We start from the raw sequence: 15679 nt of genomic DNA, 5'->3' as shown, positions 1-15679 counted from the left end.
TATCAGCCATTCGCGTTGCAATATGGGTCCGGTCGCCGAATATCTAGCTGCTGCTGTCGATTCTCAACGACCGCGTCGCCTCGCTGATCAGGAAATTGGCTTCGTCGGCGCGGATTTCTGCGATCACCGCTGGGTCGGACAGCCTTGCCAGAAACGCATCATAATCGCTCTGGCTGGCAAAATGGATTTCGGTGATCACATCAAAACCGGGATCGTCCTGCGTGGCATCGATCCGGCTTTGCGACCGGTCGAGATAATGGCGCTCGTAATGCGCAAACATCGGCAGCAACCGCTTGATCAGCGGCGCATGCCTTGTCTCGTAATAGTCGCGGAATTCCGCTGCCGAAACATGCGGCTTTTTCGAAATCAGAAAGAAATGCTTGATCATCGACGCTCTCCCGTGTGACGCGACCTTCTGTTACAAGGCCATCCAAAACGAGGGAGAGAGACATGTCCACTATCAGCTTTTATACCAACCCGATGTCGCGCGGCCAGATTGCACGCTGGGCGTTGCACGAAGCGGGTGCGGATTATGAGCAGGTGCTGCTCGAATATGGCACGTCGATGAAGGCCGAGGATTATCTGAAGATCAATTCGATGGGCAAGGTGCCGGCGATCGAGCATGAGGGCAAGGTCGTGACCGAAGGCCCGGCTATCTGTGCTTATCTGGCAGAAGCCTTCCCGGACGCCGGTCTCGCGCCGGCTGCAGCGGAACGGGCCGACTATTATCGCTGGCTGTTCTTTGCGGCGGGGCCGGTCGAAGCGGCGATCACCAACAAGTCGCTCGGCTTTGAAGTGGCACAGGACAAGGAGATGACCGCCGGCTATGGCAATTATGACCGCGTGGTCGACGTGCTGGAGGCCAAATTCCGGGCGGATGACTATGTCTGCGGTTCGCGCTTCACCATGGCCGACGTCTATGTCGGAGCGCAGGTCATTTGGGGAACCCAATTCGGCACCCTGCCCGCTCGGGACAGTTTTGTCGCTTATGCCGCGCGGCTGACGGATCGGGCCGCTTATAATGCGGCCAAGGCGATCGACGAGCGGCTGATTGCCGAAAATGGCTGACCGCTCTTGAAAGGGCAAAGAAAGAGGCCGGAGAGGGCGTCCCTCCGGCCTTTTTTTGTCGCCTATCGGAAATTCACTCGCGGGGAGCCGGCTGCTCGTAATCGAGTAATGGTTGTTCGAGAACCGGCTGATCGATTGCCGGCTGTTCGGCTACGGCTGTCGGATCGCCATATTGGACCTGCCAGGCCTGAAGATCGCGCTCATATTCCTCGAAAGCGAGATAGAAATCGGTGAACGGCTTTTCCAGTTCGGGCAAGGCCTGTTCCGCGAACAGGTTGAGGTCGGCCGACTTGGTGACGATCGCGCGCTGGCTGATCTGCACCGCCTGGTCACAGAAAGGCCGGCGCAGCGGCGAGAAGGACCAGTAATTATAGAGCTGCGTCTGGTGACGGTCATGCTCGGTCTTGTAGCCGCTGCCGACATCGCGCTGGAATTTGCGGATGATCGCGTTGTTGGCGTTGCGCAGCGACGCGCTGTTGTTCTTGATGAACGCATTATAATCGTCAACCAGACGATCGTAGAGCGGTCCGGTGCAGCTGAGCGCGGCAACGTTAAGGGCAGCGCGGACGTGCCACAAGGTTTCCAGCGGTCCGAGATCGCGATTGATTGTTTCGCGCAACCCGTCGGCGCGGAGCGCCGGCACGATCGAAAGATGGCTTGCGCCAAAGGGCGGGGTCGGCGCGCGCGGCGTATATTGCGGCTGGACAACCGGCGCGGGCGGTGGCGGTGGCGGTGGCGGCGGCGTTTGACAGGCAGCAAGCAAAGCCAGTCCGCCAGCTACCAATATAAGACGCATATCCTTCAAACGCGGCATTGTAATCTTCTCCCGGAACAACTGCCGTTTCCTTATGATTCACGCTGATGAATGTCCAGCATTTGCGCGCAAATCTCGACGAAGCGCCAAAAGAAAAGGCCCGACAGTTTCCTGCCGGGCCTTCCCGATAATCATTGCTGTGCCAAATGGCACTATTCGCGGCCGCCCATGAAATAGAGCAGGAACTGGAACATGTTGATGAAGTCCAGATAGAGGCTGAGTGCGCTCAGGACCACGGTCTTGCCGACCATGTCGGTTCCGGCGACATAGGCATACATGCTCTTGATCCGCTGCGTATCGTAAGCCGTGAGGCCCGAGAAAACCAGCACGCCAATCGCGCTGATCACGAGTTGCATCATCGACGACTGCAGGAAGATGTTGATCACCATCGCGACCAGAATACCGACCACGCCCATGATCAGGAAGCTGCCCCAGCCGGACAGGTCCTTCTTGGTCGTGTAACCATAGAGGCTCAGGCCGAGAAAGGCGGCTGCGGTGGCAAAGAAGGTCTGCGCGATCGATGCGCCCGTATAAACCAGGAAGATGGTCGACATGGACATGCCCATCAGAGCGGCAAAGCCCCAGAACATCGCCTGCAACGTGAAGGTCGAGAATTTATTCTGCCCGAAGCTCATTGCGAAAACAATCGCAAGCGGCGACAGCATGATCACCCATTTCAGCGGCCCGCCGCCAAACATGATGTCCTGCGCGAGACCGGAGCTGGCGAACAGCATCGCGACAATGCCGGTGAGCAACACGCCGCTGGCCATATAATTATAGACTTTGAGCATGTAGCTGCGCAGGCCGGCATCAAACGCGACCTGCGTCTGTGGAGCGGTGCCCACAGGGGCCTGCCCGAAGGTTGTTCTTGGATCTTGCCAAGCCATAATTGCATACTCCTCAAATTAGCGAGCCGACAAACCGGCTCTACAGCTTTCAATATCGGGTAAGAACGCGCCTATTTCAAGGGAAACCGCCATGGCTCGCCAAAATATTCCCGACGGATTCGATAGATGGCATCTATTGCGCCGGCAAATTATCGACAATATCTTATACCGCGCGACAAACGGCGCCAAACCCCGTTTCCCACCCTGCTCCACTGCGGCACAGGGCTACCGCGCCGGGCTGGTAACCATTCTGCTGCCTCGCCCGGATCCTCAGCCGGCGGCCAGCCACTGGCGGATATTGCGGGCCGCTTCGGTCACTTCTGCCCAGGTCTGTTCAAAATCACGTTCGCTGCCATAATAAGGATCCGCGACATCTTCGCCCGCCCGGCCCGCGACATGGTCGAAGAGCAGCGAAAGCTGCGAAACCGCCCTGGCCGGCCGAAGGGCCTCCAGATCGCGCAAATTCTGGTTGTCGAGCGCAATGATATAATCGAAATCGCGGAAATCCGACACTTTCACCTGGCGCGCCCGCAAATGGCCGATATCCACCCCATTTTGCGCCGCCACGGCCTGCGCCCGCTCGTCCGGCGGCTGCCCGACATGCCAGTCTCCGGTGCCGGCAGAATCGACGATGATATTCGGTTCCAGACGCAGACATTCCTGCCGCAATGCCGCTTCGGCGAGCGGCGAGCGGCAAATATTGCCGAGGCATACGAACAGGACAGACTGACTCATCAAACCACTCTATATTTTACTGACAGAAAGGCGGAGTCAGCGGCCACCAACAAAGACGCCGCAAGCCAGCCGGCCGCCGCTTTCGCCGGAGGGATCGGTCTTCAGGTCGTCGGCACCTTCATGCACTACAAATGCCGCGCCATCGGCATCGAGCAACGCGTCCTCGCCTTCGCTCAGCGAGGCGCCCGATATCGTCGCCTCCAGCGCACCGGTGCCGTCGGCACCAATGTCCAGATTGAAGAAATCTCCCGCGTGCGCGCCTTGCGGATTATCGAAGCCATGCTGTTTGGCCGATGGATTCCAGTGCCCCCCTGCAGATTTGAAGTCGGGCCCCTCGCATTTGCCGGTCTGGTGGATATGCACGCCGTGCGGTCCCGGCGACATGCCTTCTGCCCGGATATTGACGAGCAGGCCATTGTCACCCTGAGCGACAATCACTTCGCCATATGGCGTGCCGTCCGCTCCGGCCAGCTCCGCCCGCGCGACATTGCCGCTGACTTCGCCGGGAGATATGCCTTCCTGGCTGCACCCGGCAGCCGCAAGCGACAACAAAACCATGCCCGACAAACCGATATGTTGCTGACCCACGAAGCTTCTCCTTGATTTCCATTGCATTCATTTCATGATAGCAGCCGATCCGCCCGCTTGGAACCATTTGTTCCGGCCCCGTCCTTCCGGCATCGCACAGGAGCCAGATTGCCACCATGCTCTATCTGATCGCTCTCGGCTCGAACCAGCGCCACCAGCGCCTGGGACCGCCACGCGCCGTCATAGCCGCGGCAGGGCAGCACCTGGCCGCGCGGGGCCTGACGCTGCTCGATACCTCGTCGACCATCGGCTCGCGACCGGTGGGTCCGTCCCAGCGCAGCTATGCCAATGCCGCCGCGATCATCGAAACGGGACTGGCTCCCCCTGCCCTGCTGGCTCTGCTCAAGCGCATCGAATCAGAATTCGGCCGTCGCCGCGGCCAGGCCTGGTCCCGGCGGGTGCTCGATCTGGATATCATCTTGTGGAGCGGCGGCGCCTTTGCCAGCGCCGAACCGGACCTCGTCATCCCCCATCCGCTGATGCGCGAACGCAGCTTTGTCCTGCGTCCCGCCGCAGAAATCGCGGGCGACTGGCGCGATCCCCTGACCGGCCGGACAATGGCGCAACTTGACGCCCGCAACCGGCGACCCAGAAAACAGGGGAAAAAAGCGCCAAAGCGGCTTGACCACGAAACAAAGCGCCCCTAGGGAAGCGCTTCCCAACGGCTGGCGCACTGCACCGGCCATATGAGGGGCCCTTAGCTCAGTCGGTAGAGCAACTGACTTTTAATCAGTAGGTCGCTGGTTCGAACCCAGCAGGGCTCACCACTCTAACAATTTCAATGAGTTAGATTGGATGGTGGAGCGATTGTCTCTCACCATTGTTTCACAGCACACTCGGCTTCAAATTATCTGCGCAAATCGCTATAAACGTGAGGATCCTTCACGCTTCAGAACCAAAAATTAGAAAACGAAACGACAAAAAGTCGACGCTACGTTACAATTAAAATTACGGGACCCACTGATAGCTCGAGATGAGAAAATCCTCAGGAACCCGCTGACTGCAGCGCGCCAAGGATTTTCAAGCCCCCGGCAGAGAAGGCGACTGCATAATCATCCCACACTATATAAGAAGTACAAGACTGGGGATTCCCACTTAGAACGGTAAGGAACAGAAAGATTCCGCAATGGCCTTCATTGTCACCATGGATGAAGAATCAGTTGGCATTATTGTGTCTTGGAGAACATCACCATTTGCATATACCATCAACTGATCTCCGGATACGTCCGCAAACTATCAGGCTCTTCCCTTCTCCTCAGATCTGCATCCTACATGCCCAGCAACCAGTCTCTCACCGACGTCCCCGATTGTTTAACGGAGAGGGCCAATCCGACCAAACTCGGCCCTTCATCATTGGAAATTGGCACGCAATAAGCGGACATCCTCACGCTGCACCACATTTTTCGCGCCGTTTCTCCATAGGGATGAGCCTGTAGCGTAGCGATGTCATCGGGAGCTGACTTTGGTCGGCATATCGACGATATAAAGCCATTGATTGGTCCATCAAATTGCACGACTTTTGGATTTGACCGGAAGCCCAGTAGACTTCGGAAGCTTCCTGCAGGCGATGCGCAAATGTCAATGATGGCCTTGCGGGCGATCCATCGGATCGTGCGCTCAATCGCGAGAGACGCAAACCTTCAGATACATGTTGCTCCGCTTTATCAGTCTGGCCCAACTGTGCTGCGGCATATGCCTTCGCAATGCTGACAACGGCCATACGGCGCTGCAGATCATTGTCTGCTGGATCAATTCGGAAGGCGGAAAGCGCCTGCCGATAGGTCGGGTCGATAATCTGGCCTGCTTTGATCGGCCTGCCCATTCTCAAGAGCGTACGAGCTAGATTGCTTGCAATCGTCGCCTCCAGATGAAGATCAACGGGCAAATTCGTTTCAGATGCCAATGCTCGCTGCGCCTCCAACGCTTGCGAGAATGGTTCGATGCTGGCGGCATCATTGTCGAATACGATCCGGTAGCCAGCGCTTATATTGACCAGATCATTATATGCTCTGCGCACAGCGGGAACCTCTCGAAAACGCTCTGGCGCAGCTTCAATCTCTGTCATTCCAATTTGCACCGCTTTGTATCCGTCCTCCGGCCTTCCCAAACAACAGCCCAGAAGGTCACTCAATTGGCGTTGCGCTCGTCCGAATTCCGCCAAAGAAGCGGCAGAGGCAATCTCGATTTCACGCAAGAGCTGGAGCGCGCGTATTCCATGCTCATGCGACTCCTCGAAATCGAGAAATCGCAAATTTTTGTCGCGAAGTAGACTTACATGGGTGCGTGCAAGAGCCAGCCTGATCTCGTCGGTAGGCCGCTCACGATAGAGTTCCTCAAGGATTGCCTCTGACCGTTCGAAAAAGGCAAGTCCCTCAGCCATATTTCCCAGGTTGCTTGTGCCAATTGTTCCGGTTGCTGCGGCGAGGCGATAGAAGCCGCGTCCCGCCGCAAGCCGCGCTTCGTATGATGCATCAGGGTCGCTCGCTAGAGCTTCGAGATGGCTTTGCGCATTCTGCGCGAGCATCAAGCGCGCCTGCGAATTGCCAGGACGATTGCTCACTTCGTCGAACACATCGAACATCATCATACCGGCAAGCTCGCGTGTGTCGGTCAAACTGGCCTCGGCTTGTGCGCGGGCAAGCTCGGTCTCCCGGTAGGCCTGCATGACGAGCAGCAATGTCGTCAAAATCGCAGCTGACACGATCATCACTGCTGCGGTTGCCAATTTCTGCCGCAGCACAAATTTGCGTACGACATAAAGCGGGCCGGCATCGATCGCCGAAACCGGTCGCAGTTCTCGATAATTGCGGACATCCTCCACAAGCGCCGAAACCGAGGAATAGCGTGCGCTGGCATCCACCGCCGCGGCCTTGTTGGAGATCGCGTGCAATTCATCTGGAGCATCGCCGCCAATGAGCAAATCAAGCAACTTGCCCAGACCGTACACGTCGGATAGCGTTGTGACGTCTTCGCCAGCCTTTTGCTCTGGCGCCGCGAAGCCGGGCGTCCAAGCCGAGTGTTGAGAAGATCCGTCATCTTCGTCGTCAGGACGGGCGATACCGAAATCGATCAGCTTAACCGTTTCACCATCCGCGATCAGGACATTCGGCGGTGTCAGGTCGCGGTGAATTACAAGGCGTTGATGGGCCGCTTCCACAGCGCTGCAAATCCGCTCGAAAACGGCGAGTCTCGTCTCGAGAGACGGTTTTGCATGCTTCAACCAACGATCAAGCGGATGCCCGTCGACATATTCCATGACGAAATAGGGCACACTGTCGCCGGTCTCCCCGCCGTCGAACAGCCGGGCGATGTTGGGATGGTTGAGGTCGGCAAGTATCTGCCTTTCGCGGCGGAACCGATCCAACATTTCATCGGTGATCAGCCGCCTCTTGATGAGTTTGATCGCTACGATGAGATCGAAATCATCGGTAGCACGCTCGGCAAGATAGACATTGCCCATACCACCGCGAGCGATCAATCGCAGGACGCGGTAGCCACCAATGAAATCCGGATCTTCGTCTTCTTCATCGCAATGCGCTGCGCCGCCGGTCATCAGGCCGCCGGTATGCGACGATTCGGTATCCAGCAACTCCATCGCGCGTGCCTTTGCCGGGCCGCTCAAAGTCCTTAAATGCCGAACATAATTATCGCGCTGATCAGAAGGTTGATCCAACGCGTCCTCGACAGCCTCCAGAGCCTCGCGCTCTATGTCAGCATCGTGCCTGTCCATTTCAGCTGCGCAGCCTGTCATGCAGCCAGATACGCGATGCCTGCCAACGGCGTTTGACGGTCGCGACCGAGATATCCAGCACGGTCGAAATATCGGTTAGAGACATCCCGCCGAAGAACCGCATTTCGACGATATCTGCGCGCTGCGGATCAATCTCGCGCAACTCGCCGAGGTGCATATCCAGAGCAAGCAGTTCGACAGGCATCTGCCATTCCGCGATATTAGTCTGCAACGTCACCCGCGTGTGATAGCGTTTGTCAGCGTCACGACGGCGCGCTTGATCAACTAGGATTTGCCGCATTATCCGAGAGGCCAGCGCAAGAATATGGGCGCGACCGTTAAACTTGATCCGGTCCAGTCGCGACAACCGGATCATCGCCTCATTTATCAAATCACCTGTCGAGAGCGAGGAGCGTGATTCCTGCGACAGTTTGGCCTGCGCGATTGCCTCCAACTCGCGATGGATATCGCGAATAACGGAATCACCGGCAGTGGCATTGCCGGATTGCCATTCGGCCATTAGCGCGCTGTGATCCAAATGCCCCTCGATTCGATGTTCGGGTGAGGATAGCATCAGCCTTGGTCTTTCTCCAAGTTCTTGAATGGCCACATTGGACACAACTAAAGCAAACGCCGCTCGGCAAACGCTAGCAGATCCTCGACCCGCTGCCCCACCAATTCACGCTCCTTTAGCTTTCGTATCAGCCAGCGCTTGCGGTCAGCTCGCGGCTGTTCCAAAGCCTCCTCTAGTATCTGAAGCACTTCGCGTTCGGCAAATGGGCTGAGCGGATCCATGTCTGGCGCTCCGATTGCGTGACCGATCAGAAGCGCCAGCCAAGGACTATCGATCCGTTCACCTCTTCTACGTCCCCGCCGAACAGCGCATCGGCTTGAGCGCTCAGGCTAAGGCCGGAGCCCAGATCAATTCGCGCCGATGCGGATGTCAGGATGCCAGATCCGTCCGTTGCGGGCGCCAGAACGGTAAATGGTGCATTCCCGCCATCGGCAAAGGCCAACCGCGCCCCGACAGTGTTCGACGACGCTTCGACATATTGGCCCGACAGATCGAATGCCGCGGTATTGCTTTGGAAGTTTGCAAAGATACCCGCTCCGAAGCGGGTCTGCCCGTCGGACGCATCGGCAGAGCTCAGGGCCACACTGCCCGCGCCGGTTTCATTGTCGAGCGACAGGTCACTGTCGGTGTGGATCACCGAAACAACCGGGCCTATTGCCCAGTCTTCGCTTATGGACACACCGTATCGTGCTTCGCCGCCGACGGCGAAGGTGTCCACATCGGCATTGCCCTGCGCATCGCGGTTTATCCCGTTGACCGTCAGCGTGCGCTCGACACCGGCGTCGGTCTCGGCAAAGTCGATCGCTGCCGTGACGGTGACGCCTTGGCCCCCGGTGCCGTAACGCGCATGTCCGGCGAGATACCAAGTTTCATAATCCGCTGTGCTCAAGCGACCGGGTACATCCAGACTGCCATCGCGCCAGCCGGTCGAGAGACCCGCCGCCCAGGCGTTTTCTTCGCCGACATAGTCGATCCCGAAATCGAAGCCGAAATCATTCTGGTCGACCGCCGCGCCGTTGCCGTCACCATCGGTCGAACTGTCCGAAGAGCCAATCCCGCCCCAGATGCCCCAACCGCTGTTGGCCGCACTGCGCGCGCGGGCCAGAGTTTCGCGTGAACGGCGCAATCCGTCATTACCAGCTTGCGCCAGCAGCGAAGCGTAGATTTCACCCGATGCCGTATCGAAAGCGGTCAACGCCTGATCGGTGCTGGCGAAGATCAGCTGGTCGATCACATCGTCGAGATCTCCCATTGCGTTCGGTTCCAGCGCGTCGAGGCTGGCCCCGACCGCGCGCTGGTTGGGCGTGAGGCCCAATGACGCAAAAGGAACCACCGGCCCCTGACGCCCTGCATTCAGGATCACGCTGTCCGCATTATACGTCAGGCTGAGATCAAGAAACGGTAAGTCGGCCATCAAATCGGCAAACTCGCCCGTGACAGTGCCCGCCGCATCGAGGATCAGGAACTGCGCCTGCCGGTCAAAATCGCCTTTGGGTGTCAGCGATTCCACCACCAGCGTGCCACCATTGATGGTGATTTCGCCATCGACCACGATCCGGTCGGACTGGAAGAAACCCGCCGCATTCGTGTCGGCCGCCATCCCGTCTATATCGATCAGGAATTGCGAGCCCGCCGCGAACACCAGGTCGCTGCCGATATTGGTCACCTGGATCGGACCGACGCCACCTGGCGAGATATCGCCTTCAATAGTGATCGCATTGCCCGTGCCGAGCAGCACGTTGTCGAGCGAGTTAAACACCCCGCCCGCGCGCACGAAGATCGCGTTTGCGCCCGCGCCCATATCAATGTTTCCGGTGAAGACGCCCGAGTTGTCGAACACATCATCGCCGCCACCGAAGATCACATCACCTTCGATCGTGCCGAGATTGAGCGCGGTTTGCCCATCACTCACCGCAGCGAAGTTCAGTGCAAAGCTATCCGCGGAAGTGATGCTGCCGGTTTCGGTGATCTCAAAATCGTTGATGAGGCTGTCGGAGGCGATCCCGTCCGAACCCATACCGGAAACGTTGATTGCGCCATCAATCGTGACCTGAGCGAAACGGTTCGAGCCGGGATCGAGGAAGTTGGTGTCCGAATCTGCATCGCCCCAGCCGCTGCCAATCACTACGCTATGCGCGCCATCTCCGGTGGTGGTGATGGTGCTGGTGATCACCGTTAGCGTAACTGAAGCATTGTCGGCCACGTCAAAAGCCGGAAGGTCGCCGATCTGGATGCCATGCGAACCGTCGCCTTCGGTGGCTATTGAAAGAGGCGCAAACATCATGCTCAGCTGCGGACGCCGATCGGTCGCCGTGCTGTCGATAAATGCGCCTTCGACGCCCCCGAAAAGCATGCCGATGGCATTGTCGCCGCGCGTCTGGATTGTGCTCCCAGCTTCGACGATATCGAGAATTCCGTCTTCGAGACCGGCGGTAATCGTTTCGAATTCGATACCATGCGAGCGCGCGCCCGACGTCGCAATCGCATTGTCGCCGATGAAGAACGTCGCATCGGTCACGCCCCCATTTGTGGCATTGGCACCAACGAGCCCATCGACAAGCGAACCGATGAGTATCCCGCGACTGTTATCGCCCGATGTTTCGATGGTAGAGAGGTCGATTGAGACCGTGTGCGAGGCTTCCCGGCCAATAGCTGCCTGTGAACCGATACTGATTGCATCGCTGTTCGCGCCCGCTGTCGTGATCTGGTTGTCTTGCATCGAAAGGACGGTCGTCGAGTTATCGCCTGCCAGCGTCGCAACATCGATCCCGAGGCTGTTATCGCCCAGCGTGTTGATCGTGCTTTCACTAATATTGAAGGAGGAGATCGACGAGTCTGCCGGGCCGATGGCACTGAAAACACTGCCTTCGTTGACAATGATTGCCGTGCTGTTCGCGCCTTCGGTGCTGAAATCGCTGTCAGCAATTGCAAGAGATGCCACGCTGCCTTGACCATTCGCTTCGGCAATAAACGCCCGGCTGTCGTCACCGCTGGTTGCGAACCGGCTATTGGTAAAAGTGGTGTTTGTGACGCTGCCTTCCAGCACGGAACCAGTGAACATTGCATCGCTATTTGCACCGCTTGTCAAAATATCAACGGTATCGAACGTGAAGCTTGCGATGCTCACTCCTCCGGTCGGGTCTCCAATACGCTCGAACAGAAATCCCGCCGAATTGTCACCTTCGGTCGCAATGCTGCTTTCTGCAAAAAAGAACGTGTGCGAGGATTGGCCCGTGGCCTGATCGCCCTCGACAATGATTCCGCCCGAATTGTTGCCGGTGCTGACCAGCCTGCCACCAATCATCACAAAGTTTCCGAGATTGGCTCCTGCGCGACCTGCCACTCGCAGAAGAGCACTGTCATCGCCCTCGCTGATCAGTTCGGAATCGGCGATGATGAAGGTATAGTCTGTCGCGTCACCCGTACTCAATCGCACCACGTCGCTACCATTCCCGGTCGTGCTGACCAGCGTATCGAGCAGTTCGAGACTCGCCGAGCTGCTGTCGCCCATTTTCAGGCTGATCGCCGCTGCATTTTCGCCTGTGGTCGAGACCGCAGTGCGACTGATCGCGCCGGTGAAGGTCGAACCATCAGGCGCATCGAAGCTGATCGCGCTTGAACCATCTCCGGTGGTCGAAACGACGCTCGGATTGGCGAGGTCACTCGCGGTCAAGAACAACACACCAAAGCTGTCCGACACGCCGCCGCCCGTCGCAATCGCATCGCTGTTCACGCCGGTGGTCGTCGCGGTGATGTCGGTCATGGCTGCATAGAAGCCGGTGCCGCCGCCTGCGGTGAGCTCGGTGAGGCTGAACAGTGGAGAATTGTCACCCGTGCTGCTGAAGGTCGTGTCGCTGGCGACCAGCGCAATCGCTTCGCCGGCCAAGATCACCGGCGCATCGTCGCCGCCCGTACGGACAATCGCACCGTTCGAGGTTTCCAGCGCGAGCGGAGACGCGCTGACAATCGCGCCTGCCCCCATAACGGATTCGACCGTAGCGCCGTCCACGTCCATCAACTGGTCGAATAGCGAGAAATCGAACGGATCGATTGTAATCGGATCAAAGCCCGATGCTCCGCCACCAACCGCCGAGGGCGTCTGCGTACCGGTGCTGCTGATGTAATTGGTGATCAGGTTCATCGCCCGGTCGGCTAGGCGCGCTTTGAGAACGGTAGCCTCCGCCACGACCGCATCGAGCAAACCGTCATTGTTGGACGCCTCCAGCAGATTGATCGCCACGCCAGCGCCTGTACCGCCCGAGACCGTAGCGCCCTCGGCAATGCGGATAAAAATCTGGTCTTGGTTGGTTATGCGGATAGCGTCCGAATTTAGGCCCGCCGCGATAATGTCTTTGGTCGCATCTATGACAACGGTCGAAAAAGCTCCGCCTGCCGCGATATTGTCGCGGTCCCCGAGCGCCGCATTCTGCGCACCAATTATCTCGATTCCGTGTGCGCTTTCGCCATCGGTGTTGATCTCGACGCCGCCGATCAGAATGCCGAAATTTGAGCTTGCAACGCTATCCATCTTGCTGTCGACGAAGATACCAGTGCTGCGGTCACCAAATGTTAAAACGCGCGAGTCTTCTATCACTATTGTCGAAGAGAAATTGTCGATAGGCCCGACACCGGCGGTGCCAACTGCAATCCCGAACCCGTCCGCGCGACGGACATCGAACAGTGAATTGCCGCCGACGGTAAAGACCGATATAGAATCTTGCTGCGCAAACTTCGCAATTTCGAACGCCGTCGCTTCTGCGAACACGAAGTCGGTATTAAAAATGTTGACGTTGATCGCCGAGTTTGCCCCGCCCAGTCCACCCAGGAATACGGCTGGCGTATCGGTGCCACCGGGTGCAAAAATTGCCGAATTGCTGATGTTGAACGTGAAAGCACTGCTTTCTCCAATTTCTGCAATGTCAATCGCCGAGGTGTTCGACGAGCCTATATCGATAGCCGTTCTGTCGAGAATGAATTCAGCTGCGCTGCTGTTGCCAAATTCTTCGACGACAATACCTCCGGTCTGACTTCCGCCCAGCTGCAAGACCAGATCAACTGCGGTTAAGGACAGGATTGAATCATCCTGCAAACGGCCAAACGAAATTCCCCCTTCATTGGCTCTAACCGTCACATTGTCGAAAAAGAGCGTGTATTGGGAAGGTGACTGCGCATCCTCAATCCGCACAACTGCATAGTCGGCGCCGGGCGTGACGCTTTCGGACACGATCTCGTGATCACGGAATATGAGATCGACAATCTGCGAACTGCCCGTTCCACCGATCAGGATGACATCGGACCCGTCGGGTGTATGCGTAATGTTACCAGTATTGGTCAGCGTGACATTGTCCGCTGCCGCGAAAATCGCGCTGCCGGCCCCCATCGTGATGTTGCCGCTATTCGTGATCGTCACCGAGCTGTCGCCATTACCCGTCGCCGCGGCATCGACCCCGGCGAAATTGACCGAGATGCCGATGGAATCTTTGTTCGTCGTCGCAGAAAGGTCGATATCACCGCTATTGTCGATCGTCGCCACGACATTATCGTCGAGCGTTGCAAAATTGGTGATGCCGAAGCCGAGCGGCGTATCGAGCGTTATGTCGCCCTTATTGACCGTCTCGAAAATATAGTCGCCGCCGGTCACAGCGCCGAAAGTGGAGACGCCCAGCCCACGCAGATTGTCGCCGGAGCCCGTGATGTTGCCGGCGTTCAGGTTCTGCAGCACGCCCGCCTGCGCCTGATTTAGGACGAAAATGCCGGTGGCTGTCCCGTCGATGTTCGTCATCTCGATATCGCTGTTGCTGGTCACGTTCAGGTTCACATCCGAACCTGCGCCTTGCGCCAATATTCCGTAACTGCCCGATCCGCTTATCGTGATCCTTCCCTCCGACACGACCGAAGCAGAGGCGTTGTCATCATTCTCGCCAGGCCCGTCGCCGCCGCCGGAGCGCTGCACAAAAGCCACGATCCCGTGGGTTTGCGGTCCGATCGCCGTCAGATCGCCGCTGTTGATGATCGACGTGTGGCTGGCTCCGCTGGTAAACGTGTTGGCAACAATCGCGCCACCGACCCCGTCGAAATCGGTATCGAACGATGCTGCACCGGTGGTTACAGTGATGTCACCGCTGTTAGCGATTACCGAGCCGCCAAGGCCGTTTACGATGGCCAAGATGCCTGCCGTCGCGGTGCTGCGCTCACCCGTACCGTCCGACGAGGCGCTCAACGTTCCGCTGTTGTTGATCGTGACGCTGCTATCCGAACGTCCCTGAAGCGCGATCGCGCTGTCGCCGCTGGTAAAAGCATCGATATCTCCGCGATTGACGATAGTGACGCTGCCGCCGCCCTCCGCGACGGCCTCAATGCCCAAGCCGAAGCTGCCATTGCCGTCCGCAGTGATTTCGGCGTCGGTTTCCAGCGATAAATCGAAACCGTTCTGCGTGATTGCGATAATGCCTTGCGCAACCCCGGGAATGCCGGGATCGTCGAACACATTGATGACCACGCCGTCTTCGATCACGATATCGAGATCGCCGTTGTCCTTCACCAGTCCGATACCGAAATAGCCCGGAGGGGCAATCGGCGCGTCAGGATTGCGCACGATGATGCGGTCGAAATCAGGCGTGCCGGGAAAGGCCGTGATGCCGCCTGCCAAATCGCCTTCGCAAATCGCCTCACCTGCGACAATTGTGCATTCTGGATCAATGCCGGGGCTAACCTGCTGGGCCTGCGCCATACCTGATCCAAACACCAGCGTTGTTCCTAGCGCCGCGGCAGCCGAGCTAAGTTTTAGAGCTTTGCGATAGTTTTCCGTCCGATTGATCCAGTGTGCACGATCCAGCATCCGTCTTTCTCCAACTTGTGGGCTCGCGAAAAACGATCCCTCAAAATAGAAGGCGCAGAAACGCTCTCGAAGAGCTCAAAAATTCTCAAAAAATTTGGCCACGAGCAAGTAGGAGGAAACTGCCGAGCGGATGCCAGTTAGAACTGAGAGCTTTCGGCATGGCTCATGTCGACTGTCGCAAGATATAATTCAAACAAAAGCAGACAGTCAGCTTCCGGCCCGTTACGAGCCTTTTTGTTCTGTCCGATTTATTGGCAGGTTTCAGCTAACCGATGTCTCGCGCTAAACGACAGCAATTGGGGAGAATGCCGCCTGAAAGCTTTTATTTCCATCTTATCAGGCCGAGCAACAGAACCTAGGTGATAAGCGGTCTGTCTGGTTTATTTGAACCGACCAGGAAAAGTAGCCGCTTCGATTGGTGTCTCAATGAAAGATTTATCGTTCA

Annotated in this window: 11 protein-coding genes and 1 tRNA gene; 3 read left to right on the top strand and 9 right to left on the bottom strand. The window is 57.5% G+C overall.

The features are described 5' to 3' along the window. Positions 1–43: 43 nt before the first annotated feature. Positions 44–388, bottom strand: coding sequence for an EthD domain-containing protein (locus CHN51_RS13265; protein ID WP_100094449.1), 345 nt, complete (start codon positions 386–388; stop codon positions 44–46). A 62-nt stretch (positions 389–450) separates the two neighbouring features. On the opposite strand from CHN51_RS13265, the gene CHN51_RS13260 reads away from it, so the two are divergent. Then, a complete protein-coding gene (locus CHN51_RS13260) occupies positions 451–1068 on the top strand; it encodes a glutathione S-transferase family protein (RefSeq protein WP_100094448.1) in 618 nt (205 codons plus the stop codon). Between the two features lie 73 nt (positions 1069–1141). Here the strand turns inward: CHN51_RS13260 and CHN51_RS13255 are convergent, their stop codons facing one another. The 4 genes from CHN51_RS13255 to CHN51_RS13240 all read right to left on the bottom strand — a co-directional run bounded on the left by CHN51_RS13255 (position 1142) and on the right by CHN51_RS13240 (position 4092). Beyond that, a complete protein-coding gene (locus CHN51_RS13255; RefSeq protein ID WP_164089215.1) occupies positions 1142–1864 on the bottom strand; it encodes a hypothetical protein in 723 nt (240 codons plus the stop codon). 170 nt (positions 1865–2034) lie between these two features. Then, positions 2035–2769 carry a Bax inhibitor-1/YccA family protein gene (locus CHN51_RS13250; RefSeq protein WP_100094446.1) on the bottom strand — a complete coding sequence of 245 codons (735 nt, stop codon included), beginning with the start codon at positions 2767–2769 and terminating at the stop codon, positions 2035–2037. A gap of 270 nt (positions 2770–3039) precedes the next feature. After that, positions 3040–3504, bottom strand: a complete 465-nt coding sequence (locus CHN51_RS13245; RefSeq protein ID WP_100094445.1) for a low molecular weight protein-tyrosine-phosphatase — start codon at positions 3502–3504, stop codon at positions 3040–3042. 36 nt (positions 3505–3540) lie between these two features. After that, positions 3541–4092 (bottom strand): superoxide dismutase family protein, encoded by a 552-nt coding sequence (locus CHN51_RS13240; RefSeq protein ID WP_240616727.1) that lies wholly within the window; start codon positions 4090–4092, stop codon positions 3541–3543. Between the two features lie 116 nt (positions 4093–4208). Here CHN51_RS13240 and folK point away from each other — a divergent pair, with 116 nt between their 5' ends. Further along, positions 4209–4739: a 2-amino-4-hydroxy-6-hydroxymethyldihydropteridine diphosphokinase gene (gene folK, locus CHN51_RS13235; RefSeq protein WP_100094444.1), complete on the top strand. Its 531-nt coding sequence runs from the start codon at positions 4209–4211 to the stop codon at positions 4737–4739. 44 nt (positions 4740–4783) lie between these two features. Continuing rightward, positions 4784–4859, top strand: a tRNA-Lys gene (locus CHN51_RS13230). Positions 4860–5476: 617 nt separating this feature from the next. Here the strand turns inward: CHN51_RS13230 and CHN51_RS13225 are convergent. The 4 genes from CHN51_RS13225 to CHN51_RS13215 form a co-directional block, all read right to left on the bottom strand. Then, on the bottom strand, positions 5477–7822 hold the full coding sequence (locus CHN51_RS13225) for a serine/threonine-protein kinase (protein WP_164089213.1): 2346 nt from the start codon (positions 7820–7822) through the stop codon (positions 5477–5479). A 1-nt stretch (position 7823) separates the two neighbouring features. Then, the gene (locus tag CHN51_RS13220; protein WP_164089211.1) at positions 7824–8342 is read right to left on the bottom strand and encodes an ECF-type sigma factor; all 519 of its coding nucleotides are present in this window, start codon (positions 8340–8342) and stop codon (positions 7824–7826) included. A gap of 101 nt (positions 8343–8443) precedes the next feature. After that, positions 8444–8617 carry a hypothetical protein gene (locus CHN51_RS19815; protein ID WP_164089209.1) on the bottom strand — a complete coding sequence of 58 codons (174 nt, stop codon included), beginning with the start codon at positions 8615–8617 and terminating at the stop codon, positions 8444–8446. 26 nt (positions 8618–8643) lie between these two features. After that, positions 8644–15234: an autotransporter outer membrane beta-barrel domain-containing protein gene (locus CHN51_RS13215; protein ID WP_100094441.1), complete on the bottom strand. Its 6591-nt coding sequence runs from the start codon at positions 15232–15234 to the stop codon at positions 8644–8646. Positions 15235–15679: the final 445 nt, after the last annotated feature.

Origin of the sequence: Sphingorhabdus sp. YGSMI21, assembly GCF_002776575.1 — a bacterium.
Lineage (GTDB): Bacteria > Pseudomonadota > Alphaproteobacteria > Sphingomonadales > Sphingomonadaceae > Parasphingorhabdus.
Note: the sequence above shows the minus strand (reverse complement) of the source record. Positions and strands in the feature narration are given on the sequence as shown.